The sequence below is a fragment of the Thauera sp. K11 genome (assembly GCF_002354895.1).
GTDB lineage: Bacteria > Pseudomonadota > Gammaproteobacteria > Burkholderiales > Rhodocyclaceae > Thauera > Thauera sinica.
On record NZ_CP023439.1, the window covers coordinates 803,978 to 827,275 of the forward strand.

A 23,298-nucleotide genomic window follows, 5' to 3' on the forward strand; every position below is an offset into this window, starting at 1 on the left:
GGCCGGGATGAAGGCATGGCTGGAGCCGCTCTTGCGCTCGCGCTTCCTGCAGGGCGCGATCCTGCCGCTGGCCTGCATCGCGTTGTGGGAACTGGTGTCGCGCCAGGGCAAGGTGCAGTCCTATGCCTTCGTGCCGGTGCGGGAGATCTTCGGCAGCCTGCTCGAACTGCTGGCCAGCGGCACTCTGCTGCTCAACCTGCTCGCCACGCTGCAGACGGCGGCGAGCGGCCTGCTGCTCGGCGGCCTCGCCGGGATCGCCGTCGGCGGCCTGATGGGCGCCTCGCGCCTGGCCGATGCCCTGATCGGGCCGCTGTTCCATGCGCTGCGCCAGGTGCCGATCCTGGGATGGCTGCCGCTGATCGGGCTGTGGTTCGGCAACGGCGACTTCCCGCGCCTGCTCATCGTCTGCCTGGCCGCCTTCCATCCGCTGGTGCTCAACACCTACGAGGGCGTGCGCAGCATCGAGCAGCGCTATCTCGAAGTCGGCGCGGTGCTGCGTTTCGGCCGCCTGCAGCGCCTGCGCTACGTGCTGCTGCCGGGGGCGCTGCCGTCGGTGCTGACCGGCGTGATGCACGGGCTGGCGTTCAGTTGGATCGCGACGGTCGGCAGCGAGCTGCTGTTCGCCACCGGCCCGGGGCTGGGCGGACTGATGCAGACCGCGCAGGCCGCCTCGCGCATGGACGTGGTGGTGATCTGCGTGGCCGGCATCGGCGTGGTGGGCTACGGGATGCACCTGGGCTTCGCCCTGCTGGGCCGCTACCTGCTGCGCTGGCGCAGCGTGCGCTGAGCGGCCGGCATCGTTTGAATCGGAGAGGGAGGAAGGATCGGAATGAATGCCAGGGCCGGGATCGCTGCCGGGATGTTCGACGCGATGGCGGATGCCGTCCCCGCGGGGGCGCTGCAGATCCGCGGATTGTCGAAGAGCTACCGCATCGGCGGGCAGGCGGTGAAGGTGCTCGACGGCATCGACATCGATATCGCCCCGGGGCGCTTCGTCAGCATCGTCGGGCCGAGCGGCTGCGGGAAGTCCACCCTGCTCAGGCTGGTCGTGGGCCTGGACGACGGCTACGCCGGCGACATCGTGCTCGACGGCCGGCGGATCACCTCGACCTCGCTCGATCGCGGCATCGTCTTCCAGGACCACCGCCTGTTTCCGTGGCTGACGGTGGAGGAGAACATCGGGCTGGCGCTGGCCGCGCTCGACCTGCCGCCGGACGAGAAGGCGCGCCGCGTGGCCGAGCACATCGCGCTGGTGAACCTGACCGGCTTCGCGCGGGTGTATCCGCACCAGCTCTCCGGCGGCATGGCGCAGCGCGCCGCGATCGCCCGCGCACTGGTGAACGAGCCCAAGATCCTGCTCCTCGACGAGCCGCTCGGCGCGCTGGACGCGCTGACGCGGGTGCGCCTGCAGCGGGAGCTGCAACGGATCTGGATGCAGCACCGGAGTACGATGATCATGGTCACGCACGACGTGGAAGAAGCGCTCTACCTCGGCGACGAGGTCATCGTGATGGATGCCCGCCCGGGGCGCATCCGCCGCCGCGTGCAGGTGCCGCTGCCCCATCCGCGCGACCGCGCGTCCCGGGTCCTGCATGCCTTGAAGGACGAAATCCTGGACGAACTGACCGTCGCGCCTTCCGGCCCGGACGGCCGCGACTGACGAACCCACGTATTGGACCGGCATGGCCTGCCAGGGCCGTGCGCGCGGAGTGAGAACGATGGAGACAATCTGGTACGGACGGGTCCATGTACCGACGCCGCTCGGCCTTGCCGTGCAGCTCGGCTGGATCCGCGACGAATTCGAGGCCGACGGGCTGTCGGTGCGTGCCCTCGAAGATGGGGCCGACCCATCGCAATGGGATTCCTACTACGACCACCACGTGCCCAATTCCTTCCGGCAGGGCGGCAACGCGCCGGCGATCTGGGCGCGGTCGCAGGGCAGCCGGACGCGGGTGATCGGGCTGAACTGGATCGACGAATCGCAACTCGTCGCGACGCTGCCGGATTCCGGCATCCGCCACCCGCGCGAACTCAACGGACGGCGGCTGGCGCTGCCCAGCCGCGGCAAGATGATCGATTCGGCCCGTGCCGGCGCCCTGCGCACCTTCATCGTCGCGCTGGAGCTGGGCGGGCTGACGTACAAGGACGTGGAGTTCATCGACCTGCCGGAGGTCCAGCCCGAGCCGCCGGGCGGCGGCGCGGCCCTGCCGCTGCGGCCGGAGGCGCCCGCCGAGTGTTTCGCCACTTCGATCCACGCCCTGATCCGGCGCGAGGTGGACGCGATCTACCTGAAGGGGGCGGCCGGCCTGCAGCTTGCGCGCCAGCTCAGGCTGCGGGTGATCGCCGACCTGCGCGACCATCCCGATCCGCTGGTCCGGAGCAACAACGCCGCGCCGCGGCCGCTGACGGTGGACCAGGCGCTGCTGGACCAGCGCCCGGACATCGCGGCGCGCTTCCTGGCACGCGTGGTGGCGGTCGGCGCCTGGGCCAGGGCGCATCCTGCCGAGGCGGTGGCCTACGTCGCCCGCGAAACGCGCAGCAACGACTTCTGGGTGCGGCAGGCTTACGGCTGCGACGTGTTCCGCCGCCTCAACACCAACCTGGACGATGCCGCGATCGCCGGCCTCGAAGCCTACAAGAAGTTCCTGCTGGAATGGGGCTTCCTGAAGAGCGACTTCGACATCTGGGGCTGGATCGACCCGCAGCCGCTGGAGCAGTGCCGGACCTTCGTCCTGCCCTGCGAGGCTTGATGCGGGCGGTCGTGTTGATTAATCAGTAGCTGTTTCCCCGCTTGCTGGATAGTCAGCAAGCGCGGCCGCCGTTGCCGCGGTATCCGGCCGACGGCATTGGGGTTTGGCCCTCGCGCGGGCTGGCACGCTTGCTGCTGTCGAGTGAGCCCGGGATGGCCCGCATGCCGGACCGCGTGCGGCGCACGCGCCGCAGCCGGTGCGGGCCCGCTCCCGCCCATCCGGGCGACGGATGGCCGTGCATGCCGCTTCGTGTCCGCGCCTGCGCCGTGCAGGCGGGCGTCGCGCGGCGGCGGATGTTCCGCATGCGGTCCGCCCGATTCCTTTCCTTCTACGTGTGGAAACAGCTCCGATGAAGCTTGATGTCCGTTCGCGTGGTCTGTCCGGGGGCCGGCGATGAGTGCCCGGAATTCCGCCTTTCCGCTGCTGCGCTGCCTCGCGCTCTACCGCGCCACGCCCTGGCGCTTCCTGCTGACCTCGCTCCTTTTCGTCATCCTCAACCTCAGCCTGGTGTACCAGCAGTGGCTGATCGGCCGCGCGGTGCACGACGTCGAGCGCGGGGCGGCGGTGGTCCGCCTGCCCGATGGCGGGCTGGATTTCGGCGTGGCGTGGCACTGGCTGCTGGTCCTCGTCGCCGTGGCGCTGGGGCGCGGCGTGGTGCAGTACCTCGCGGGCGTGTCGGCACTGATCATCGGGCAGTCGCTGCTCTTCAACCTGCGCGAGCGCATCCTCGTCCAGGTCCAGCGGCTGGACCTGGCCTATCACTGGCAACACGGCGTCGGCGAACTGGTGACCCGCACCACGCGCGACGCCGACAAGGTGCGCGACGCCCTCATCAACTTCTGGCGCCAGGTGTTCGAAACCGGGCTGGTGGTGATCGCCGCGGTCGGGCTGCTGGTGTGGTACGACCCCTGGCTGGGGCTGGTGCCGCTGCTGCTCACCCTCACCGGCCTGGCGATCTTCGTGCGCCAGACCGACCGCCTGGTGGCCCTGGACCGCGCCACCGGCGCGGCCTACGACGCGGTGAACCAGGACCTCTCGGAGGGGGTGAACGGCGTGCGGGTGATCAAGGCGTTCGCGCTGGAACCGCGGCGCATCGAACGCTTCAACACGCACGTGCTGCATTTCGCCGGGCAGGCGAAGGCGGCGCTGGCCTATTCCTGCCGCAGCATCCCGATCCCCCAGATGGTGATCGCGCTCGGCCACGTCTGGATCCTCGGCTTCGGCGCACAACTGGTGGCGGCCGGGCGGCTCAACCTCGGCGAACTGGTGGCGGCGCTGCTGCTCGCCAACACGCTGGTGTTCCGCGTCGAGGGCATCGGCCGGGTGATGCAGGTGTTCGCCGACGCGCGCTCGTCGGCCCAGCGCATCTGGGAACTGCTGGACGAGCGGCCGCGCATCGCCGGTGGCGGCGCGCATCCGCCGGCGGGCGCGCTGGGCGTGCGCCTGCGCGACGTGCAGGTGGCGGCGCCGGGCGGCAGCAACAGCATCCTCCAGGACTGCTCGCTGCAGATCCGTCCGGGAGAAGTAGTGGCATTGGTCGGGGCCACCGGCTCCGGCAAGAGCACGCTGGCCGGCCTGCTGCCGCGCCTGTTCGACGCCGACCGCGGCGCGGTGGAGATCGGCACGGACGCCCGGGGCTGGCGCGACGTGCGCGAACTCGACCTGGGCGCGCTGCGGCGGCAGGTGCACGTCGTGCCGCAGGAATCCTTCCTCTTTTCCGATTCGGTCGCCGCCAACCTGCGCCAGGCGGCGCCGGACGCGAGCGAGGACGAACTGCGTGCCGCGCTGCGGCTGGCCTGCGCCGAGGAGGTCGTCGACGGCCTGCGCGAAGGTTTCGATGCCCGCCTCGGCGACCGCGGCATCACCCTGTCGGGCGGCCAGCGCCAGCGCCTGTGCCTGGCGCGGGCGCTGCTCGCCCGGCCGGGGCTGCTGGTGCTGGACGATGCCACCAGCGCGCTCGACGCGGTGACCGAGCGCACGGTGCTGGGCAATGTGCGCAGGCTGGGCGAGGCGCGCGGCGAAGCGCGGCCGACGGTGCTGCTGATCGCCTCCAAGCTGTCGACCGTGCTGCTGGCCGACCGCGTGCTGATGCTGGCCGGCGGACGCATCGCCGCCGATGGCAGCCACGAGGAACTGGCGGCCGCGCTGCCGGCCTATCGCGACCTGCTGGGGGTGGACCATGGCTGACGTCTCGCGCGGCCAGCGGCCGCTTTCCGACATCGAACTCGAGCAGGCGCTGGCGAAGAAGGCGCTCGACCGCAGCATGTTCGGGCGGCTGCTGCCGCTGCTGCAGCCGGTGCGCGGGCGCATCGGGCTGGTGATCGCGCTGGAATGCCTGCTGGTGGCAGCGATCTTCCTGCGGCCGTGGTTCATCGCCCAGGTGATCGACCACGGGCTGGTGCGCGAAGGGCAGGGGTGGGTCGTCGACCAGGCCATCGTGCTGCTGATGGTGAGCGGGCTGATCGCCACCTGGGCGGCGCGCTTCCTGCTGTCCGGGCTGTCGCAGTACCTCGCCGGCTCGGCGGCGATCACCATCCTCAACACGCTGCGCATGCGGGTCTTCAGCCACCTGCAGTCGCTCAGCGTGCGCTACTTCGACCAGACCAAGGCGGGCCGCATCATCTCCCGCGCCGACCGCGACGTGGACATGCTGGAGCCGCTCATCATCCAGGGGCCGCCCGAACTGCTGTCGGCGCTGCTGCGCTGCGTGGTGGCCGGCGTGCTGCTGTGGGGGATCTCGCCGTCGCTCTTCCTCAGCCTGGTCGCCATCGTCCCCATCCTCGGCGCCGCGACCTGGCTGTTCAAGCGCATTTCCCAGCACAACTGGGCACGGGTGGCCGAGGCGCGGGCGCGCTTCACCGCCCACCTGGTCGAAACGGTGGCCGGGGTGCGGGTCATCAAGCAGACGGTGCAGGAAGAGGCCAACCGGCAGCGCTACCGCGAGCTGCTGTTCGACTTCAACCACTCGCTGATCCGCGGCAACATCACCTCGTCCTGGTTCCTGCCCTTCACCGCCGTCCTCGGCACGGCCGGCATGGCAGTGCTGCTGATCTCGGGCGGGCGCGGCATCGCGCTGGGCGAGATCAGCTTCGGGCAACTGGCGCAGAGCCTGTTCTACGTCTTCCTCTTCCTCGGTCCGCTGCAGGAGCTGAGCGACCTCTTCGAGCGCTACACCACCGGCGCGGCGTCGGCCCAGCGCATCTTCCTGCTGCTCGATACCGAACCGGAGATCCGCGATGCCGAATCCGCGGTCCGCCTGGAGGCGGTGCGCGGCGACGTGGCGTTCAGCAACGTCCGCTTCGCCTACGACCCGCACGGGCTGCAACCGGTGATCCGCGGCCTCAGCCTGCACGTGCCCGCCGGGCAGGTGCTGGCCATCGTCGGCCCCACCGGGCACGGCAAGAGCACGCTGGTGCAACTGCTGACCCGCTTCTACGAGGCCAGCGACGGGTACGTCAGCCTGGACGGGCACGACGTGCGCGCGATCGCCCAGGACAACCTGCGCCGCCACATCGGCGTCGTGCTGCAGGACAACGTGCTGTTCTCCGGCTCCGTCCTCGAGAACCTGCGGCTGGCGGCGCCCGATGCCACCGACGAGGCGCTCGTCGCCGCGGCGCGCGAACTCGGCGCCGACGAGGTGCTGGAAGGTCTGCCGCTCGGCTACCACACCCAGGTCGGGCCGCTGGGCAGCCACCTGAGCCAGGGGCAGCGCCAACTGGTGTGCCTGGTGCGGGCCTATCTCGGCAACCCGGCGGTGCTGGTGCTGGACGAGGCCACCTCGGCGGTGGACATCCATACCGAGCGCCGCATCCAGCGCGCGCTGCGGCGGCTGTGCGAGGGGCGGACCGCCATCATCATCGCCCACCGCCTGGCGACCATCCGCGATGCCGACCGGATCGCGGTGATCCGCCACGGCCAACTGGTGGAACTCGGCCACCACCGCGGGCTGATCGAGGCCGGCGGCGCCTATGCGGCGCTCTACCGCGCCTACGAGGAAGCCTCCACCGGCGCCGTGCCGGCCTGACGCATCGCCGGGCGGGCCTGCCCGGTGCAGTGCCGGCCCGCGTACCTCTGCACATCCCGGCCCGCGGCCACATGCTGATATCTCAACAGGTCGGCCGCGACCTGTTGAACCTTCCCCAGCCGGGGCGGCGACGGCCGGCCCGGTGCGGCGGGGCTGTTTTCCCAGTCGATTGATTCATAAGCGTTTTCGTGACCCTTCCGGCTCCCGGCCGTGGTGGCACGGAACATGCCCTGTGAATCGGGACGGCAACCGGCCCCGGCGGGGCCGGCGCCGCCCCGACGGCCGAGGCTGCACCACGACGACAACGACCGCACTGCGGGCCCATCCATTCATACAGGAGTTCGATCCATGGCAATCGAGTTTATCTGGCGCCTGCCGGTGAGCGGTGACAGCCGGTTCGGCAACGCGGCAAGGACGCGCCGCGGCGAGCGCAGCGCCGGCGCGCGGTCGCCGTTCACGGCGGGGGTCAGCGATCCGCGCGGCGACCGCTTCAACTACTTCGACTATCTCCACCAGGTGGCGCGCGCGGCCGAACTGGCCGGTTTCGACGGCATCCAGATCCCCGACGATCCGGTCGGCGACGAATCGTGGATCGTCGCCGGCTACGTCGCCCGCAGCACCCGCCGCCTGAAGCTGTTGACCGAATTCGCCGCCTCGCGCGGTTCGGCGGTGTATGCCGCCAAGAACGCGGTGAGCTACCAGCGCTTCACCGGCGGCCGCTTCGCCTGGCAGCTCCATGCCGGCGGCGGCGAGCGCGAGCGCAGGCGCTACGGCGATTTCGTCGCCGATGCCGACGTCTATCCGCGCATCGAAGAGTTCATCACCGTCGCCCGCGGCGTGCTGACCCAGCATCCGTACAGCTTCAAGGGCCGCTTCTTCGAGGTGCTGGACGGCGGTTTCCAGGGGCCGCTGGCCAACCGGCCGGTGCCGCAGGTCTATCTGTCGGGCAACCATCCGGAAGCCTACGAGGCTGCGGCGAAGCACGCCGACGTGCATGTGTTCGATGCCCGTCCGCTCGAGGAACTCGCGGCCGAGATCGGCGCCCTGCGCGAAGCCGCGCGTGCCGCGGGGCGCGAACTGTCCTTCGGCCTGCGCATCGACGTGCTGGCGCGCGAGACCGAGAAGGAAGCCTTCTTCGACGCCCAGCGGGAATGGGAACAGTCCCGCCTGCCCGCCCGCTTCCGCGATCCGCTCGTCGCGCCGAACTTCTGGGAGGGCTTTGCCACCGAGCGCACCGGCGCGGCCGCCGCCCTGGTCGGCGACTACGCCCAGGTCGCCCGGCGCCTGGCGGAATACGCCGAGGCCGGCATCGGCAGCTTCGTGCTGGCGGCTTCCCCGCACTTCGAGGAAGCCTACCGCGCCGGCGAATACCTCCTGCCGCAGGTCCGCGCCCTGACGGCTTCTTCCAATCGCCTGGCGGCCTGATCGCGCCGCATCCTTTCCGGAGCAGCAGCATGACCATCGACATCTTCTGGCGCATTCCCACTCACGGCGAACCGAGTTCGCACCGCAGCCGCAAGCCCTTCCGCGGCGACTGGTTCCCGGGCGACGACAGCCGCCGGCAGGCCGGCCTTTCCGGCGACGACGGCTTCACCTACGCCGACTACCTCGCCGAGATCGCCCGTGCGGCCGAGATCGCCGGCTTCCAGGGCGGCCTCATCCCGTCCTTCCCGATGACCGACGAGCCCTGGGTCATCTCGTCCGTCCTGGCGCGCGAGACCAGGACCTTCCGCTTCATGATCCCGTTCCAGCCGGGTTTCCTGAACCCGGTGGTGGCCGCGCGCGCCACCGCCAGCCTGCAGCGGGCGACCGGCGGCCGCGCGCTCTACAACATCATCACCGGCGGCGGCGGTCCGCAGCAGTTGTGGTGGGGCGATCCGGTGGGCCACGACGACCGCTACGGCCGCACGACCGAATTCCTCGACATCCTGCGCGGCGTCTGGCGCGGCGGCCCGTTCTCCTACCACGGCCGCTTCTACCAGGTGGAGGACGCCGGCCTGGCCGATCCGCTGTCGCGCGAGGAATTCCCGGAGATCTACTTCTCCGGCTCGTCGGATGCGGCGCTCGCGTCCGCGTCCAAGCACGCCGACTACTATCTGACCTGGCTCGAACCCTTCGCCCAGTTGCGCGACAAGTTCGCCCGCGTCAAGGAGCGCACCGACGCGCTCGGCCGCAAGATCAAGTGCGCGATCCGGGTGGACATCGTCGCCAGGCCGACCGAGAAGGAAGCGTGGAACGAGGTGGAGCGCGGCTTCGAGAACATCGATCCGGCGGTGCTCGCCGCCCACGCGCGCCGCAACGAGGGCAGCGAATCGGTCGGGGCACGCCGCCAGCAGGCGCTGCGGCCGACCACGATCAACAGCTACAAGGACCTGATCATCGAGCCCAACGTGTGGTCCGGCTTCAACCTGCTGCGCGGCGGCCAGACCCAGGGCATCGTCGGCAGCTACGAGCAGGTCGCCGAGCGGCTGGACGAACTGGTCCGGCTCGGCGCCGACGCCTTCATCCTGGCGGGCACGCCGCACCTGGAAGAAGCCTACCGGGTCGGCGAGGAAGTGCTGCCGCTGGTCCGCGGCAGGGCGGGCGCGCCGGCGCTGCGGGCGGTCGGCTGAGGGGCGCGGGCATGGGCCGGCATCCGCTCCGGGAGATCCGGCTCACCCGCTGTCCGGTCGCCGGGGAATTCCCCGCGCGCGGCATCCGCATTTCGACCGCGCAGGAGGCGCCGCGGGCGCCTTCGCGCCACCACGACGACCACGAGACCGGCACCCCGGTCCGCAAAGACGGCCCGCCGGCGGCGCGGGCACGGGGTGCCTGAACGCGCCGGACATTTCCGGCAATGAACAAAGGAACGAACATGGGCCATACCGACAAGCAACTTTCTCCCGACCTCGGCACCTTCGTCGCACAGGTCGGACGGGACGCCGAGAAGGCTTTCCGCGTACTGCGCGAAACGCGCACGACCACCGCCTTCGGCACGGTGGGTTTCGTCGTTCGCGTGCCGGGCGACGACAAGCTGGTGGTGGCGAACGATCCGGGGCCGTGGCATCGCGGCGAGGCGATCGAGCCGGCAGTGATCGGGCTCGACGGCCGCAGCATCTCGGGCGAGGCCGGCGGCGGCAACCGCTACGCCAAGCTGTTCGCGGCACATCCGGACGTGAACGTCATCTCGCACGTCCATACCACCCATGTCGCCGCCTGGGCGCAGACGCACCGCACCCTGCCGATCACCTACGTCGCCTTCCAGCGCCATCACCTGCTGCGCGAGATCCCGGTCTATATCGACCGGCGCCAGCCGGAGGTGGATTTCATCATCGAGAAGATCGGCGAGGACCCGAACAACGTGGCCATCGTCGAGGCCAACGGCGGCGGAACGGTGTGGGGCAAGGGTGGCATCCGCGAACTGACCGACACCATCATCCTGCTGGAAGAGGCGGCGCAACTGCAGTTGCTGGCCGAGGCGGTGGGCGGGCCGCGCTACTACGGCGCCGGCGTGCTGCGCCAGAACTGGAAGATGACCGGACTGTTCGACAAGGGGCGGGAACTCGGCCTGGTGCCGCCGACCGATCTTTGACCGCGATGCCGCGGCGCTCCGGCGCCGCCGGCGGGCCGGGCGGGGCGGCGGGCTTTCCGGCCCGCGCCGTCAGGCGGCCGGCCTGCCGTCCGCGCCCGCTACCCAGTGCCCGGACTTGCCGCCCTGCTTCTCGAGCAGTTGCACGCCCTCGATGCGCATGCCGCGATCGACCGCCTTGCACATGTCGTAGATGGTGAGCAGCGCGACGCCGACGGCGGTGAGGGCTTCCATCTCGACGCCGGTGCGGCCCACCGTTTCGGCGGTGACGGTGCAGCGCACCGCGTAGGCGGCGGCGTCCAGTTCGAACTCGGCGGCGACGCGGGTCAGCGCGACGGGGTGGCAGAGCGGGATCAGTTCGCTCGTGCGCTTGGAGCCCTGGATGGCGGCGATGCGGGCGATGCCGATGACGTCGCCCTTCTTCGCGCCGCCGGTGCGGATCATGTCGAAGGTGCCCGGCTGCATCAGGATGCGGCCGGTGGCCACGGCGACGCGCCGCGTCTCGGCCTTGCCGCCGACATCGACCATGTGGGCCTGGCCTGCGGCGTCGAAGTGGGTGAGGGTGGTCGGCGTGGTCTGGCTCATGGCGGCGTCGCGTCGGTCGTGGCGAAGGCGCGGGCGGAAGGCGCCGCCCGGCGCTACAGGAAGATACACCGCCCCCGGGGAACGCCCGCTGCGGGCGGGTATCATAGCAGCCGATGATGCGTCGACCGCTTGCCCTGATGCTCAGCCTCGCGCTGGCCTTTCCCGTCCGCGCCGCGGATCTTCCCGATCTCGGCGACGTCGGCACGTCCGAGCTTTCCACCGCGGCCGAGCGCCGCATCGGCGAGCAGATCATCCGCCAGATCCGCTGGCACGACGCGGCCTACCTGGACGATCCCGAGATCGAGGAATACGTGGGCCGGCTCGGCCGGCGGCTGGTCGCCGCGAGCGACCAGCCTTCGCACGACTTCGACTTTTTCGTCGTGAAGGACCCGACGCTCAACGCCTTCGCGCTGCCCGGCGGCTACATCGGCGTGCATACCGGCCTGATCCTGGCCGCGCAGAGCGAATCCGAACTCGCCTCGGTGCTGGGCCACGAAATCGCCCACGTCACCCAGCGGCACATCGCCCAGATCATCGGCAAGCAGAGCCAGGCGGGCATCGCGATGCTGGCCTCGCTGCTGATCGCCGTGCTCGCGGCGCGCAGCAACTCGCAGGTCGGCGAGGCGGCGATCGCGGCCGGCAGCGCCGGCGCGCTGCAGGCGCAGCTCGGCTACACCCGCGACTACGAGCGCGAGGCCGACCGCGTCGGCCTGCAGACCCTGGAGGCCGCCGGCTTCGACGTGCGCGGCATGCCGGGTTTCTTCGAACGCCTGCAGCGCGGCACCCGCCTGTACGAGAACAACGCTCCCGCCTACCTGCGCACGCACCCGCTGACTTTCGAGCGCATCGCCGACATGGAGAACCGCGTGTCTTCTATGCGCTACCGGCAGGTGCTGGATTCGCCGGACTTCGGCTACGCGCAGGCCAAGCTGCGCGCCCAGGCCGGCCTGCCCGCCGATGCGGTCAAGGATCTCGAAAGCCGCGTCGCGCAGCAGCCGACCGATGCGACCCTGCGCTACGGGCTTGCGCGGGCGCTGATGCGCGCCGGACGGCTGGACGAGGCGCAGGCGATGCTGGACAAGACGCGCGCCAATGCCGCGCCTTCGGCTGCCCTCGAGTTGCTCGGGGCGGAGATCCTGCTCGCGCGCAAGGACGGCGACGGCGCGGTGCGGTTGCTGGGTACGGCGCAGAAGCGCTTCCCGGCCAGCCGCAGCGTCACCTATGCGCTGGCCGATGCGCAGATCCTGTCCGGCATGCCGGCCGCGGCGGCGGGCAGCTTGCGCCAGATGCTGAATTCGCGCGGCGACGACGTGCGCCTGTGGCAGTTGCTGTCCCGTGCCAACCAGGCGCTGGGCAAGCGGACGGCGCAGCATCGCGCGCAGGCCGAGGTCTATGTGCTGCAGGGCAGCTTGCCGGCGGCGATCGAGCAGCTCGAGATCGCACGCAGGGAAGGCGATGGCGATTTCTACGACTTGTCGGCCGTCGATGCGCGGCTGCGTGAACTCAAGCAGCGCCATCGCGAGGAAAAGCTGGACAAGGAACGCGGAGTCGAGCCGTCCTGAGCGCCGGCACGCCTTTCGCGTGCAGGGGTGCGCTACCGGCTGCCGGGGGCATCCTCTAGAATCCACCGCCGGCGTGCGTGGTGCCGCGCGATGAGAACGAGGGACGATAGATGAATTTCGACAAGGAAGTGGATGCGCGCGGCCTGAACTGCCCGCTGCCCATCCTGCGCGCCAAGAAGGCGCTGAGCGAGATGAAGACGGGCGACGTGCTGCGGGTGCTGGCGACCGACCCCGGTTCGGTGAAGGATTTCCAGGCGTTCGCGCGCCAGACCGGCAACGAGTTGCTGCAGCAGGGCGAGACGGTGGACAGGGCCTTCGAGTTCTTCCTGAAGCGGAAGTAGGGTCCGCGCCTTACGCGGCGGAAATGAAACGGGCTGCCCCGGATCGCGGGGCAGCCCGTTCTTGTCTTGTTTTCCGGGCAGGATGGGGCGCGTTCGAGGGTATCGCGTTCAATCGCAGGCGCCGGCGCGGCCATTCGTTCTGCAGGCTGCGGAACTCGCCCTGCGGGCTCGGACAGTCCTCGCCTGCGCCACGAATGGCCCCACCGGCGCCTGCTGACGCCTGTGCCACCTGCACTGCCGGAACGGGGCAGGCCGGTTTGCGGAGATCAGCCGCCCAGCCTGGCCAGTTGCGGCTTGAGCTTTTCCAGCGTGGCTTTGAAGCCCGCCAGCCGGTCGCGTTCTTGCTGCACGACGGTGGCCGGGGCGCGGTCGACGAAGCTGGCGTTGCCGAGCTTGCCTTCGGCCTTGGTGATTTCGCCTTCGAGGCGGGTGATCTCCTTCTGCAGGCGTTCGCGCTCGGCGGCGACGTCGATTTCCACCTTCAGCATCAGGCGGGTTTCGCCGGCGACCGCGACCGGTGCGAGTTCGCCGGCGCCGATCTCGGCCACGATCTGCACCTCCGACAGCTTGGCCAGCCCGGCGAGGTAGGGCGCGCAGGCTTGCAGCGTCGCGGCGTCGCCGGCGGCGACCAGCGGCAGGCGCTGGGCGGGGGAGATGTTCATCTCGCCGCGCAGGTTGCGGCAGGCGTAGATCATCGCCTTCAGTTCGGCGACCTTGGCCTCGGCGGCCTCGTCGATGCGGCCCGGGTCGGCCTTCGGGTAGCGGGCCAGCATCAGGCTGCCGGTGTCCTTGCGTGCGGCGAGCGGCGCCACCGTCTGCCACAGTTCTTCGGTGATGAAGGGGATCAGCGGGTGGGCCAGGCGCAGCACGGTTTCCAGCACGCGCAGCAGGGTGCGGCGCGTGGCGCGCTGCTGGCCGGGCGTGCCGGTCTGGATCTGGACCTTGGCGAGTTCGAGGTACCAGTCGCAGTATTCGTCCCACACGAATTCGTACACCGCGCGGGCGACGAGGTCGAAGCGGTAGGCTTCGAACTGCTCGGCCGCCTCGGCCTCGGTGCGCTGCAGGCGCGAGACGATCCAGCGGTCGGCGAAGGAGAAGTCGAGTTCGCCGCCGGGCGCGCATGCTTCGGCGCCGTGTTCGCCGAGGCCGCAGTCCTGGCCTTCGGTGTTCATCAGCACGAAGCGGGTGGCGTTCCACAGCTTGTTGCAGAAGTTGCGGTAGCCCTCGCAGCGGGCAAGGTCGAACTTGATGTCGCGGCCCGGGCTGGCGAGGCTGGCGAAGGTGAAGCGCAGCGCGTCGGTGCCGAAGGCGGGGATGCCTTCGGGGAATTCCTTGCGCGTCTTCTTCTCGATGCTCTGCGCCTGCTTGGGGTTCATCAGGCCGAAGGTGCGCTTCTTGACCAGGTCTTCGATGCCGATGCCGTCGATGAGGTCGATGGGGTCGAGCACGTTGCCCTTGGACTTGCTCATCTTCTGGCCTTCCGCGTCGCGGATGAGGCCGTGCACATAGACGTGCCTGAAGGGAATCCTGCCGGTGATGTGCTTGGTCATCATCACCATGCGCGCGACCCAGAAGAAGATGATGTCGAAGCCGGTGACGAGCACGGTGGAGGGCAGGTAGAGGTCGAGCGCGGGGTTGCTCTGCGCCGGCCACTCGGGCGTCCAGTCCAGCGTGGAGAAGGGCCACAGCGCGGACGAATACCAGGTGTCGAGCACGTCCTCTTCCTGGCGCAGCCTGCCTTCCTCGTAGCGGGCGTGCAGCACCGACAGGCGTTCGGCGAGTTCGGGGTACTGCTCGGCGGTCTGGCCCTGCGACTGGCGCGCCTGGACTTCGGCCTGCAGGCCGGCGATCTCGGCTTCGAGGTCGGCCTTCCAGCGGGCGATGGCCGCTTCCTCGCTCTGGGCGACGTAGATGCGGCCTTCCTCGTCGTACCAGGCGGGGATGCGGTGGCCCCACCACAACTGGCGCGAGATGCACCAGTCCTGGATGTTGTTGAGCCACTGGTTGTAGGTGTTGACCCAGTTCTCGGGGTAGAAGCGGATCTCGCCCGAGGCCACGACCTCCAGCGCTTTCGCGGTGATGCTCTTGCCATCGGCCCCCGGTCTGCTCATGGCGACGAACCACTGGTCGGTGAGCATGGGCTCGATCACCACGCCGGTGCGGTCGCCGCGCGGCACCTGCATCTTGTGCGCCTTGGCCTCGAGCATCAGGCCCAGCGCCTCCAGTTCTTCGACGATCTTCTCGCGCGCCGGCACGCGGTCGAGCCCGGCGATGCCGGCGGGCATGGCCACGCCTTCGAGCGCGATGCCGTCGGTGGTGTAGCGTTCGGCCACGGCCGGCACGCTGCCGCCGAGCGTGAGCACGACGATCATGTCGAGCTTGTGGCGCTGGCCGACGGCGTAGTCGTTGAAGTCGTGCGCGGGCGTGACCTTCACGCAGCCGGTGCCGAACTCGCGGTCGACGTAGTCGTCGGCGATGACGGGGATGTGGCGTCCGGTGAGCGGAAGCGCGACGGTCTTGCCGATCAGGTGGGCGTAGCGCTCGTCCTCGGGATGCACCATCACGGCGACGTCGCCGAGCAGGGTCTCGGGCGGGTGGTGGCCACGGTGAGGCCGGGCAGGCCGTCGATGGGGCCGTCGGTGAAGGGGTAGAGGATGTGGTAGAGCTTGCCGTCCTCTTCCTCGGACACCACTTCCAGGTCGGACACCGCGGTGCCGAGCTTCGGGTCCCAGTTCACCAGGCGCTTGCCGCGGTAGATCAGGCCTTCGTCATACAGGCGGACGAAGGTCTCGGTGACGGTCTTCGACAGCCCCTCGTCCATGGTGAAGCGCTCGCGCTTCCAGTCCGGGCTGGTGCCGAGCCGGCGCATCTGGCGGGTGATGGTGCCGCCCGAGTATTCCTTCCACTCCCACACCTTCTCGAGGAATTTCTCGCGGCCGAGGTCGTGGCGGCTGATGCCCTGGGCGTCCAACTGGCGTTCGACGACGATCTGGGTGGCGATGCCGGCATGGTCGGTGCCCGGCTGCCACAGCGTGTTGTCGCCGCGCATGCGGTGGTAGCGCGTCAGCGCGTCCATGATGGTCTGGTTGAAGCCGTGCCCCATGTGCAGCGTGCCGGTGACGTTGGGCGGTGGCAGCAGGATGCAGAAAGCGTCGGGGTTCGACTTGTCGAGGCCGGCGTCGAAATAGCCGCGGGATTCCCATTCCGGGTACCAGCGACGTTCGATGTCGGCGGGCTCGAAGCTCTTGGCCAGTTCCATGGTGTCGTAAGCGCGTGAAGGCAAAACGCGGATTATAGCGGATGGCCCGTGCTCTCCCCGGGGGACGCCGCGGGCGGTGTCCGGGGTGGCTTCAGTCGACGAGCTTGTCGATGCGGTGGGCGATGCGCCCGGACAGGGCGGGCAGCAGGGTCGCGCGCAACTGGGCGAGCGTCTCGACGCGGATCCGTTCGGCCAGGCTGTCCATCTCGCGCGCGACGATCTGCGGCAGTTCGTCGGCCAGCCAGGCTTCGACGGCGCGGGCGATCTCGGTGTCGAGTTCGACCAGTTCCTCGATCAGGGCCGCGCGCGCCGAAACCAGCAGCGCGTCCTCGTCCGCCGCCGTCCACCGCGCGGCTGGCGATGGCGGCAGGGCCGTCGGCGGGGGCGCCGTGTCCGCGGGGGCGGAAATCGACGCCGTGGCCGGCTGGAACGCAGCCATGGCGGGTATCGCCGGTCCGGCCGGGGGCGGCGCGGCGGGAGGCGCATTGCCGGCGGGGAGCGCTTCGGCCGGCTCCGCTGCCGCCGCAGCGGTTTCCGCGGCGCTCGGCTCCGCGATGGCAGGGGGCGGTGCGAATTCGTCCTCCGGCGCGGCGGCGGCGTAGTTCGCCGACGTGCCCGCGATGCTTGCCGGGTCGGTCGGCGCCGCGGCGGGGGGCGGAGCCTCGGCGGGTTCGCTGGCCGCGGACGCGCCGAGGCCGGCAAGCTCGAAGTCCTCGACGATGTCGGTCAGGATGGGCAGATCGTCGTCGTCCTCGAGAGCCGGCGGCTGCGGGTGGATTTCGGGCCCGGGCGCGGCGGACGCAGGAGCGGGCTGCGCCGGCGGGGGAATGCCGGCGCGCGGTGACGGCGGAGCAGCGCGTCGGCCTGGTCGAGCAGGGCGTCCGCGCGTTCGAGGTCGTCGTCTTCCGGCAGGGTGGGCCAGTCCTTCAAATCGCCTCCCTGCGTTCGGCGTCGAATGCCTTCAGGGCGAGCCCCATCTGCTTGTAGGCGGTCCACCGCGCGCGCGCCGGCAGCTTCTCCGCTTCGTTCCTGCCGACGATCTCGACGACGAGGCGAAAGGCATCCACGCCTTGCGGCACGTCGGTGGCGAGATTGAACAGCATGTCCTCGTGCGGCCAGCGGGCAGTGCTGCCGGCGGTGGCGAGGATGATCGGGGTTTCGGCGGCCAGCGCGGAGTCGATGCCCACGTGCGGGATGAAGGCGAGCGGTTCCTGCGTCCACAGCAACTGGTCGAGCTGGCGCGCGCCGACGGCATCGGGCAGGCGTACGACGGCCTTGCGGCCGCCGGCATGCGCGCGCGCGATCAGCTCGCGCGCCAGCGCCAGCCGGTCGGGCGTGTTGTGGTAGAACTGCACCCGCGGTGCCACCGCCTTCAGCTTCCCTTGGCGTCGGCGCGACCGATCAGGAATTCGGACAGCAGCGGCACCGGCCGGCCGGTGGCTCCCTTGGCGTCGCCGGACACCCAGGCGGTGCCGGCGATGTCGAGGTGCGCCCACTTGTACGCCTTGGTGAAGCGTGCGAGGAAGCAGGCGGCGGTGATGGTGCCGGCGTAGCGGCCGCCGATGTTGCCCATGTCGGCGAAGTTGCTCTTCAGCAGATCCTGGTATTCGTCCCACAGCGGCAACTGCCACGCGCGGTCGCCCGAGTCGGTGCCGCGCCCGAGCAGCTCGGCGGCGAGTTCGTCGTCGTTGGCGAGCAGGCCGCTGGGGATCTTGCCCAGCGCGACCACGCAGGCGCCGGTCAGCGTGGCGATGTCCACCACGCAGGCCGGCTTGAAGCGCTCGGCGTAGGTCAGCGCGTCGCACAGGATCAGGCGGCCTTCGGCGTCGGTGTTGAGCACCTCGATCGTCTGGCCCGACATCGACGTGACGACGTCGCCCGGCTTGGTCGCGCGGCCGCCCGGCATGTTCTCGGTGGCGGCGATCAGGCCGACGACGTTGATCGGCAGCCCCATGCGCGCGATGGCCTTGAACGTGCCCAGCACGCTGGCCGCGCCGCACATGTCGAACTTCATCTCGTCCATCTCGGCGCCGGGCTTGAGCGAGATGCCGCCGGTGTCGAAGGTGATGCCCTTGCCGACCAGCACGACGGGCTTGGTCTTGCCCTTGCCGCCCTTGTAGTGCATGACGATGAACTTGGGCGGCTCGTGCGTGCCGCGCGCCACCGACAGGAAGGAGCCCATGCCGAGCTTCTCGATGTCTTCGCGGTCGAGCACGTCGACGTCGAACTTGAACTGCTTGCCCAGCGCCCTGGCCGTTTCCGCCAGATGGGTCGGGGTGCACACGTTGCCCGGCAGGTTGCCCAGATCCTTCGCCAGCGCCATGCCCTCGGCGACGGCCTGGCCGCGCGTCATCGCGGTTTCCAGCGTTGCGCTGACCTTGCCGGCGATCACCAGCGTGAACTTCTTCGCGCCGCGTTCCTTCTTCGCCTCCTTGCCCGACTTGAGCGCATCGAAGCGGTAGGCGCCGTCGGCGAGGATGCGCGCGGCCTGCTGAAGGCGCCATTCGGGCGCGCGTGCGAGCACGTCGACATCGGCGAGGAGCACGCCGGCATCCCTGGCCGCGCCGCCGGACAGCGCCTTGGCCGCGGCGGCGAGCGCGTCGCGATAGGCTTTGTCGCCGAAATCGTCGTGCTTGCCGAGGCCGACGAGCAGCACGCGCTCGGCGGCGACGCCGGGCAGTTCCGGCAGCAGCAGCGTCGAGCCGGCCTTTTCTTCGAGGTCGCCGCGCTTGAGCAGGGCGGCGATGCGGCCGTCCGCGGCCTTGTCGAGCGCCGCGGTGGCGGCGGGGAGGGTGCCGTCGGCGAAGGCGCCGGCGACCAGGATGCCGGCCCGGAACTTCTCCGGGGCTGCTGTCTTTATGGTAAATTCCATCCGCTTTTTTCCTTGCAATGGCGCGTGTTTCGGGCTTCGGCCGATTATGGCGCGTTCGCGACGGAACCGTCAAAAAGCCCGGCCCCTGGTCATCCTCCCTTCCGCCACGCCCTCCACCGTGCCTTCTTCAACGTTGCTGCCAGTTCCCGCAGTTCCCGCGCGATGATCTTCCGCCGCGCCCTCCAACGGGAATTCATCCAGATCGCGGCGGCGGTCTTCGTCGCGCTGTTCGCCATCCTGATCACCACGGTGCTGATCCGGCTGCTCGGCCAGGCCGCGGGCGGGCGCGTGCCGTCCGACGCGGTGCTGGCGCTGATCGGCTTCGGCGCGCTGTCCGAGGTGCCGACCGTGCTGACGCTGACCCTGTTCATCGCGGTGCTGGTGTCGCTGTCGCGCAGCTACCGGGATTCCGAGATGGTGGTGTGGTTCGCCTCCGGCGTGCCGCTCACCGCCTGGATCGGCCCGGTGCTGCGCTTCGCCCTGCCGCTGGTGGCGGTGATCGCGGGGGGCACGCTGTTCCTGGCGCCGTGGGCGCAGCACAAGAGCGCCGACTACAAGGAGCGGCTGGAGAGCCGCGACGACACGCAGCGCGTGGCGCCGGGCGTGTTCCGCGAATCCGCCGGCGCGCGGCGGGTGTTCTTCGTCGAGACCGGCGCCGGTGAGGACGGGCGCGTGCGCAACGTGTTCGTCAGCGACGAGAGCGGCGGGCGGCTGAGCGTGATCGCCTCGTCGCAGGGCTATCTGCACGCCGACGCCGACGGCCGCCGCTTCGTGGTGCTGGAGAAGGGGCGCCGCTACGACGGCGAGCCGGGCACGCCGGAATACCGCGTGATGGAGTTCGAGCGCTACGAGGTGCAGATCGAGCAGGCGCAGGTCGCGGCGAGGCCGGCGCGCACGCGCACGATGCCGACGGTCGAACTGCTGCGCGAGGGCGATGCGCGCAGCCTGGGCGAACTCGTCGGGCGCATCGGCATGCCGCTGGCGGCGGTGCTGCTCGCCCTGATGGCGATCCCGCTGTCCTTCGTCAATCCGCGCGCCGGCCGCGCCAACAACATGCTGTTCGCGCTGCTGACCTACCTGATCTACAGCAATGCGATCTCCGTGTGCCAGTCCTGGGTCGCGCAGGGGCGGCTCGGGGTCGCGCTCGGCCTGCTGCTGCCGCACCTGGTCGTGCTGGTGCTGCTGGCGCTGATGTTCTACCGCCGGCTGGCAGTCTCTCCCTTCTGGCGCGCGCGCGCATGAACAGGGTCTTGTTCGGCCATCTCGCGCGCGAGATCTACGGTGCCACCGCGATCGTGCTGGTGGCCTTCCTCGGCCTGTTCGCCTTCTTCGATTTCATCAACGAACTCGAGGACGTCGGCAAGGGCGGCTACCAGGTGCATCACGCCCTGGCCTACGTGGCGATGCTGGTGCCCGGCCGCGTGTATGAACTGATGCCGGTGGCGGTACTGATCGGCACGCTGTACGCGCTGACCGCGCTCGCCCGCCAGTCCGAGATCACCGTGATGCGGGCGTCGGGCCTGTCGACCGCGGCCATGCTGCGCATGCTCGGCCTGATCGGCAGCCTGTTCGTGGTGCTGACCTTCGTCTTCGGCGAATATCTCGCGCCGCCGGCGGAGAGCGCCGCCCAGCAGTGGCGGCTGACGGCGACCAATTCGGCCGTGTCGCAGCAACTGCGCACCGGCCTGTGGGTCAAGGACGGCCCGATGGTGATCAACGTGCGCACGCTGCTGCCCGACCGCAGCATGGAGCGGGCGCGCGTCTACACCTTCGACGAAGCCTACAAGCTGAGTTCGCTGGCCGAGGCGAAGCGGGGCGTCTATGACGGCGACGGCCGCTGGCGCCTGCTGGACGTGGTGCGCACCCGGTTCCTGGACGGCCGTACCGAGGTCGAGCGGGTGCCCGAGTTCATCTGGCACTCCGAACTGACGCCCGAGGTGCTCAGCGTGCTGATGGTGGTGCCCGAGCGCATGTCGGTGGGCAACCTGTGGGCCTACACCCAGCACCTGAAGGAGAACCAGCAGAACGCGGACCGCTACGAGATCGCGCTGTGGAAGAAGGTGGTGTATCCGCTCGCCGTGCTGGTCATGATGGCGCTGGCGCTCCCCTTCGCCCTGACCCACGACCGCATGAGCAACGTCAGCATGAAGGTCTTCCTCGGCGTGATGCTGGGGGTGACCTTCCACCTGCTGAACGGCCTGTTCTCGAACCTGGGCGTGATCAACGCCTGGAATCCCGCGCTGGCCGCGGTCACGCCCAGCCTGCTCTTCCTGAGTGCCGCGGCGCTGATGCTGCACATGGTGGATCGCCGCTGAGCCGGGCACGGCCGGCCGCCGCAGGGCGGCGAAGGCCGTCCGCCCGGCGCGCCAAAAAGAAAACGGGCCCGGAGGCCCGTCTTCCCGTTGCTGCCGGCAGCGGTGCTGCGATCAGCCCTGCTGCTGCGCCGCCTTCTTCGCAGCGGCGGCCTTGTAGTCCAGCTTTTCCTTGATGCGTGCCGACTTGCCCGAGCGCTGGCGCAGGTAGTACAGCTTGGCGCGACGCACGTCACCGCGGCGCTTCACGTCGATCGAGGCGAGCAGCGGCGAGTAGGTCTGGAACGTCCGCTCCACGCCTTCGCCCGAAGAGATCTTGCGGACGATGAAGGACGAGTTCAGGCCCCGGTTGCGCTTCGCGATCACCACGCCTTCGTACGCCTGCAGACGTTCGCGCGTGCCTTCCTTCACCTTCACCTGGACGACCACGGTGTCGCCGGGTGCGAATTCGGGAATGGTCCGGCCCTGCAGGATGCGGGCCATCTCTTCCTGTTCGAGTTGCTGGATCAGGTTCATTGCATTCACTCCAATGTCGTCGGCCTCGGTCTGTCGCCTCGGCCTGGCCGCAGAGCAGGTCGCCACCTGGTGCGTGCCGTTTGTCGTCGAGCCTTCAGGCGATGCCGCCGCCCCCAGCTCCGGCTTGCTCCCGCCTGAATTCCTCAAGCAGGTTCAATTCTGTCTTGCTCAACTGTCGTCCGGCCAGCAGGTCGGGACGGCGCTGCCATGTGCGGCCCAGTGCCTGCTTGAGCCGCCAGCGGCGGATCGCCGCGTGGTTGCCCGACAGCAGCACGTCGGGCACCCGTTCGTTCTCGTACATCTCCGGCCGCGTGTAGTGCGGACAGTCCAGCAGGCCGTCGGCGAAGGAATCCTCCTGCGCCGAGTCGGCGGTGTTCAGTGCGCCGGGCAACTGGCGCACGATCGCATCGAGCATCACCATCGCCGGCAGTTCGCCGCCCGACAGCACGAAGTCGCCGAGCGAGACTTCCTCATCCACCTCGCGGTCGATCAGGCGCTGATCGACCCCTTCATAGCGGCCGCACAGCAGGATCAGTGCGGGCCGGTGCGCAAGCTCCATCACCATCGCCTGATCCAGCCTGCGCCCCTGCGGCGACAGGTAGATCAGCTTGCCGCTCTCGCCCAGGGCCGCGGCCTGCGCCTCCTGCGCCCGGCGGATCGACTTCTGCAGCGGCTCGGCCAGCATCACCATGCCGGGGCCGCCACCGTAGGGCCTGTCGTCCACCGTGCGATGCACGTCGGTGGCGAAATCGCGCGGATTGTGGAACGCGATGTCGTACAGGCCGCGATCCTTCGCCCGCCGCGTGATGCCGCTGCCGGTGAGCGCCGCGAACATCTCCGGAAACAGGGTCACGACGTCGTAGCGGCGCATGCCGCCGGCCAGTTCTCGTGCCGTCCGTCCATTCTCCGGCGAGACGGTACCCGCCGTTGCCTCTTCAGCCGTCACCAGTCCCGCCGTCACCAGTCCTTTTCCCACGCCACCCGGATGCGTCCGGTGCCGAGGTCCACGTCCAGCACGTAGGCCGCGACGAAGGGAATCAGGCGTTCCGCCGCATCCTCGCCTGCACCGTCGCGCACCTGCAGCACGTCGTGGGCGCCGGTCGAGATCAGCGAGGACACGGTGCCGAGCGCCTCGCCGGCTTCGTTCTCCACCGCCAGGCCGACCAGGTCGCCCCAGTAGTATTCGCCTTCGGCGGGCCTGGGCAACGCTTCGCGCGGCGCGCCGACGTAGCAGCCGTCCAGCGCCTCGGCGGCATTGCGGTCGGGCACTTCGCGAAAGGCGGCGACCACGCCCTTGCCGTGCAGCCGGAAGCCGCTCAGCGTGAGCGGCTTCCACTGCGCCGCGGGGGCGTCGTCATGCTCGGCCAGCCACCAGTGCGGCATCGTCTTCCAGGCCGCCGGATCGTCGCCGAAGGGATGGACCTTGACCCAGCCCTGAACGCCGAAAGGGGCGACGATGCGCCCCAGTACGATCATGCTTGCGAGCCCCGGACGGAGCCGCCGGCCCGG

The 23,298-nt window shown here is 69.9% G+C and carries 19 protein-coding genes and 1 pseudogene; 12 read left to right on the forward strand and 8 right to left on the reverse strand.

Annotated features, from left to right (window positions below; genetic code table 11):
- The first annotated feature begins 7 nt into the window (after positions 1-7).
- The 8 genes from CCZ27_RS03670 (at position 8) to CCZ27_RS03710 (ending at position 10,345) form a co-directional block, all read left to right on the forward strand.
- On the forward strand, positions 8-787 hold the full coding sequence (locus tag CCZ27_RS03670; protein WP_096445620.1) for an ABC transporter permease: 780 nt from the start codon (positions 8-10) through the stop codon (positions 785-787).
- A gap of 42 nt (positions 788-829) precedes the next feature.
- The gene (locus CCZ27_RS03675) at positions 830-1,660 is read left to right on the forward strand and encodes an ABC transporter ATP-binding protein (protein ID WP_232516553.1); all 831 of its coding nucleotides are present in this window, start codon (positions 830-832) and stop codon (positions 1,658-1,660) included.
- Between the two features lie 58 nt (positions 1,661-1,718).
- Positions 1,719-2,750, forward strand: a complete 1,032-nt coding sequence (locus CCZ27_RS03680; protein ID WP_096445623.1) for an ABC transporter substrate-binding protein — start codon at positions 1,719-1,721, stop codon at positions 2,748-2,750.
- Positions 2,751-3,143: 393 nt separating this feature from the next.
- The gene (locus CCZ27_RS03685; RefSeq protein ID WP_096445627.1) at positions 3,144-4,937 is read left to right on the forward strand and encodes an ABC transporter ATP-binding protein; all 1,794 of its coding nucleotides are present in this window, start codon (positions 3,144-3,146) and stop codon (positions 4,935-4,937) included.
- Positions 4,930-6,774 carry an ABC transporter ATP-binding protein gene (locus tag CCZ27_RS03690; RefSeq protein ID WP_096445629.1) on the forward strand — a complete coding sequence of 615 codons (1,845 nt, stop codon included), beginning with the start codon at positions 4,930-4,932 and terminating at the stop codon, positions 6,772-6,774. Before CCZ27_RS03685 ends, CCZ27_RS03690 begins: the two co-directional genes overlap by 8 nt.
- Positions 6,775-7,122: 348 nt before the next feature.
- Positions 7,123-8,199 carry an LLM class flavin-dependent oxidoreductase gene (locus CCZ27_RS03695; protein WP_096445632.1) on the forward strand — a complete coding sequence of 359 codons (1,077 nt, stop codon included), beginning with the start codon at positions 7,123-7,125 and terminating at the stop codon, positions 8,197-8,199.
- Positions 8,200-8,228: 29 nt separating this feature from the next.
- Positions 8,229-9,386 carry an LLM class flavin-dependent oxidoreductase gene (locus CCZ27_RS03700; RefSeq protein WP_096445635.1) on the forward strand — a complete coding sequence of 386 codons (1,158 nt, stop codon included), beginning with the start codon at positions 8,229-8,231 and terminating at the stop codon, positions 9,384-9,386.
- Between the two features lie 224 nt (positions 9,387-9,610).
- On the forward strand, positions 9,611-10,345 hold the full coding sequence (locus tag CCZ27_RS03710) for a class II aldolase/adducin family protein (RefSeq protein ID WP_198363253.1): 735 nt from the start codon (positions 9,611-9,613) through the stop codon (positions 10,343-10,345).
- A gap of 69 nt (positions 10,346-10,414) precedes the next feature.
- Here CCZ27_RS03710 and moaC read toward each other — a convergent pair whose 3' ends face one another.
- Positions 10,415-10,927, reverse strand: coding sequence for a cyclic pyranopterin monophosphate synthase MoaC (gene moaC / locus CCZ27_RS03715; RefSeq protein WP_096445640.1), 513 nt, complete (start codon positions 10,925-10,927; stop codon positions 10,415-10,417).
- Between the two features lie 113 nt (positions 10,928-11,040).
- Between moaC and CCZ27_RS03720 the strand changes: the two genes are divergently transcribed.
- Together CCZ27_RS03720 and CCZ27_RS03725 are read left to right on the forward strand one after the other, a co-directional pair.
- Positions 11,041-12,489, forward strand: coding sequence for a M48 family metalloprotease (locus CCZ27_RS03720; protein ID WP_096445644.1), 1,449 nt, complete (start codon positions 11,041-11,043; stop codon positions 12,487-12,489).
- A gap of 110 nt (positions 12,490-12,599) precedes the next feature.
- Positions 12,600-12,830, forward strand: a complete 231-nt coding sequence (locus CCZ27_RS03725) for a sulfurtransferase TusA family protein (RefSeq protein WP_096445647.1) — start codon at positions 12,600-12,602, stop codon at positions 12,828-12,830.
- 266 nt (positions 12,831-13,096) lie between these two features.
- Here CCZ27_RS03725 and CCZ27_RS03730 read toward each other — a convergent pair.
- The 4 genes and pseudogenes from CCZ27_RS03730 to CCZ27_RS03745 form a co-directional block, all read right to left on the reverse strand.
- Positions 13,097-16,089: pseudogene (locus tag CCZ27_RS03730) on the reverse strand (valine--tRNA ligase).
- A gap of 91 nt (positions 16,090-16,180) precedes the next feature.
- Positions 16,181-16,528, reverse strand: coding sequence for a hypothetical protein (locus tag CCZ27_RS24190; RefSeq protein ID WP_232516554.1), 348 nt, complete (start codon positions 16,526-16,528; stop codon positions 16,181-16,183).
- Between the two features lie 487 nt (positions 16,529-17,015).
- Positions 17,016-17,456, reverse strand: coding sequence for a DNA polymerase III subunit chi (locus tag CCZ27_RS03740; RefSeq protein ID WP_096445649.1), 441 nt, complete (start codon positions 17,454-17,456; stop codon positions 17,016-17,018).
- 5 nt (positions 17,457-17,461) lie between these two features.
- Positions 17,462-18,961: a leucyl aminopeptidase gene (locus tag CCZ27_RS03745; RefSeq protein WP_096445652.1), complete on the reverse strand. Its 1,500-nt coding sequence runs from the start codon at positions 18,959-18,961 to the stop codon at positions 17,462-17,464.
- A 162-nt stretch (positions 18,962-19,123) separates the two neighbouring features.
- Between CCZ27_RS03745 and lptF the strand changes: the two genes are divergently transcribed.
- Positions 19,124-20,203: an LPS export ABC transporter permease LptF gene (gene lptF / locus CCZ27_RS03750; protein WP_096445655.1), complete on the forward strand. Its 1,080-nt coding sequence runs from the start codon at positions 19,124-19,126 to the stop codon at positions 20,201-20,203.
- Positions 20,200-21,276, forward strand: a complete 1,077-nt coding sequence (gene lptG / locus CCZ27_RS03755) for an LPS export ABC transporter permease LptG (RefSeq protein WP_096445658.1) — start codon at positions 20,200-20,202, stop codon at positions 21,274-21,276. The genes lptF and lptG overlap by 4 nt, the downstream gene beginning before the upstream one ends.
- 111 nt (positions 21,277-21,387) lie before the next feature.
- On the opposite strand, the gene rplS is transcribed toward lptG, so the two are convergent.
- From rplS to rimM, 3 genes are all read right to left on the reverse strand, one after another.
- On the reverse strand, positions 21,388-21,789 hold the full coding sequence (gene rplS / locus CCZ27_RS03760; RefSeq protein WP_096445660.1) for a 50S ribosomal protein L19: 402 nt from the start codon (positions 21,787-21,789) through the stop codon (positions 21,388-21,390).
- 94 nt (positions 21,790-21,883) lie between these two features.
- Entirely contained in the window at positions 21,884-22,660 is a 777-nt protein-coding gene (gene trmD / locus CCZ27_RS03765) for a tRNA (guanosine(37)-N1)-methyltransferase TrmD (RefSeq protein ID WP_096445663.1), read from the reverse strand.
- Between the two features lie 86 nt (positions 22,661-22,746).
- A complete protein-coding gene (rimM, locus tag CCZ27_RS03770; RefSeq protein ID WP_096445666.1) occupies positions 22,747-23,265 on the reverse strand; it encodes a ribosome maturation factor RimM in 519 nt (172 codons plus the stop codon).
- Positions 23,266-23,298 lie beyond the last annotated feature (33 nt).

Excerpts from the sequence above, each read along its gene's own strand:
- CCZ27_RS03745 (WP_096445652.1), bottom strand. The coding sequence starts at position 18,961 with ATGGAATTTACCATAAAGACAGCAGCCCCGGAGAAGTTCCGGGCCGGC.
- CCZ27_RS03680 (WP_096445623.1), top strand. The coding sequence starts at position 1,719 with ATGGAGACAATCTGGTACGGACGGGTCCATGTACCGACGCCGCTCGGC.
- CCZ27_RS03670 (WP_096445620.1), top strand. The coding sequence starts at position 8 with ATGAAGGCATGGCTGGAGCCGCTCTTGCGCTCGCGCTTCCTGCAGGGC.
- CCZ27_RS03710 (WP_198363253.1), top strand. The coding sequence starts at position 9,611 with ATGAACAAAGGAACGAACATGGGCCATACCGACAAGCAACTTTCTCCC.
- CCZ27_RS03685 (WP_096445627.1), top strand. The coding sequence starts at position 3,144 with ATGAGTGCCCGGAATTCCGCCTTTCCGCTGCTGCGCTGCCTCGCGCTC.
- CCZ27_RS03700 (WP_096445635.1), top strand. The coding sequence starts at position 8,229 with ATGACCATCGACATCTTCTGGCGCATTCCCACTCACGGCGAACCGAGT.
- CCZ27_RS24190 (WP_232516554.1), bottom strand. The coding sequence starts at position 16,528 with ATGGCTGCGTTCCAGCCGGCCACGGCGTCGATTTCCGCCCCCGCGGAC.
- CCZ27_RS03720 (WP_096445644.1), top strand. The coding sequence starts at position 11,041 with ATGATGCGTCGACCGCTTGCCCTGATGCTCAGCCTCGCGCTGGCCTTT.
- moaC (WP_096445640.1), bottom strand. The coding sequence starts at position 10,927 with ATGAGCCAGACCACGCCGACCACCCTCACCCACTTCGACGCCGCAGGC.
- CCZ27_RS03695 (WP_096445632.1), top strand. The coding sequence starts at position 7,123 with ATGGCAATCGAGTTTATCTGGCGCCTGCCGGTGAGCGGTGACAGCCGG.
- rplS (WP_096445660.1), bottom strand. The coding sequence starts at position 21,789 with ATGAACCTGATCCAGCAACTCGAACAGGAAGAGATGGCCCGCATCCTG.
- rimM (WP_096445666.1), bottom strand. The coding sequence starts at position 23,265 with ATGATCGTACTGGGGCGCATCGTCGCCCCTTTCGGCGTTCAGGGCTGG.
- trmD (WP_096445663.1), bottom strand. The coding sequence starts at position 22,660 with ATGCGCCGCTACGACGTCGTGACCCTGTTTCCGGAGATGTTCGCGGCG.
- CCZ27_RS03690 (WP_096445629.1), top strand. The coding sequence starts at position 4,930 with ATGGCTGACGTCTCGCGCGGCCAGCGGCCGCTTTCCGACATCGAACTC.
- CCZ27_RS03725 (WP_096445647.1), top strand. The coding sequence starts at position 12,600 with ATGAATTTCGACAAGGAAGTGGATGCGCGCGGCCTGAACTGCCCGCTG.
- lptF (WP_096445655.1), top strand. The coding sequence starts at position 19,124 with ATGATCTTCCGCCGCGCCCTCCAACGGGAATTCATCCAGATCGCGGCG.
- CCZ27_RS03675 (WP_232516553.1), top strand. The coding sequence starts at position 830 with ATGAATGCCAGGGCCGGGATCGCTGCCGGGATGTTCGACGCGATGGCG.
- lptG (WP_096445658.1), top strand. The coding sequence starts at position 20,200 with ATGAACAGGGTCTTGTTCGGCCATCTCGCGCGCGAGATCTACGGTGCC.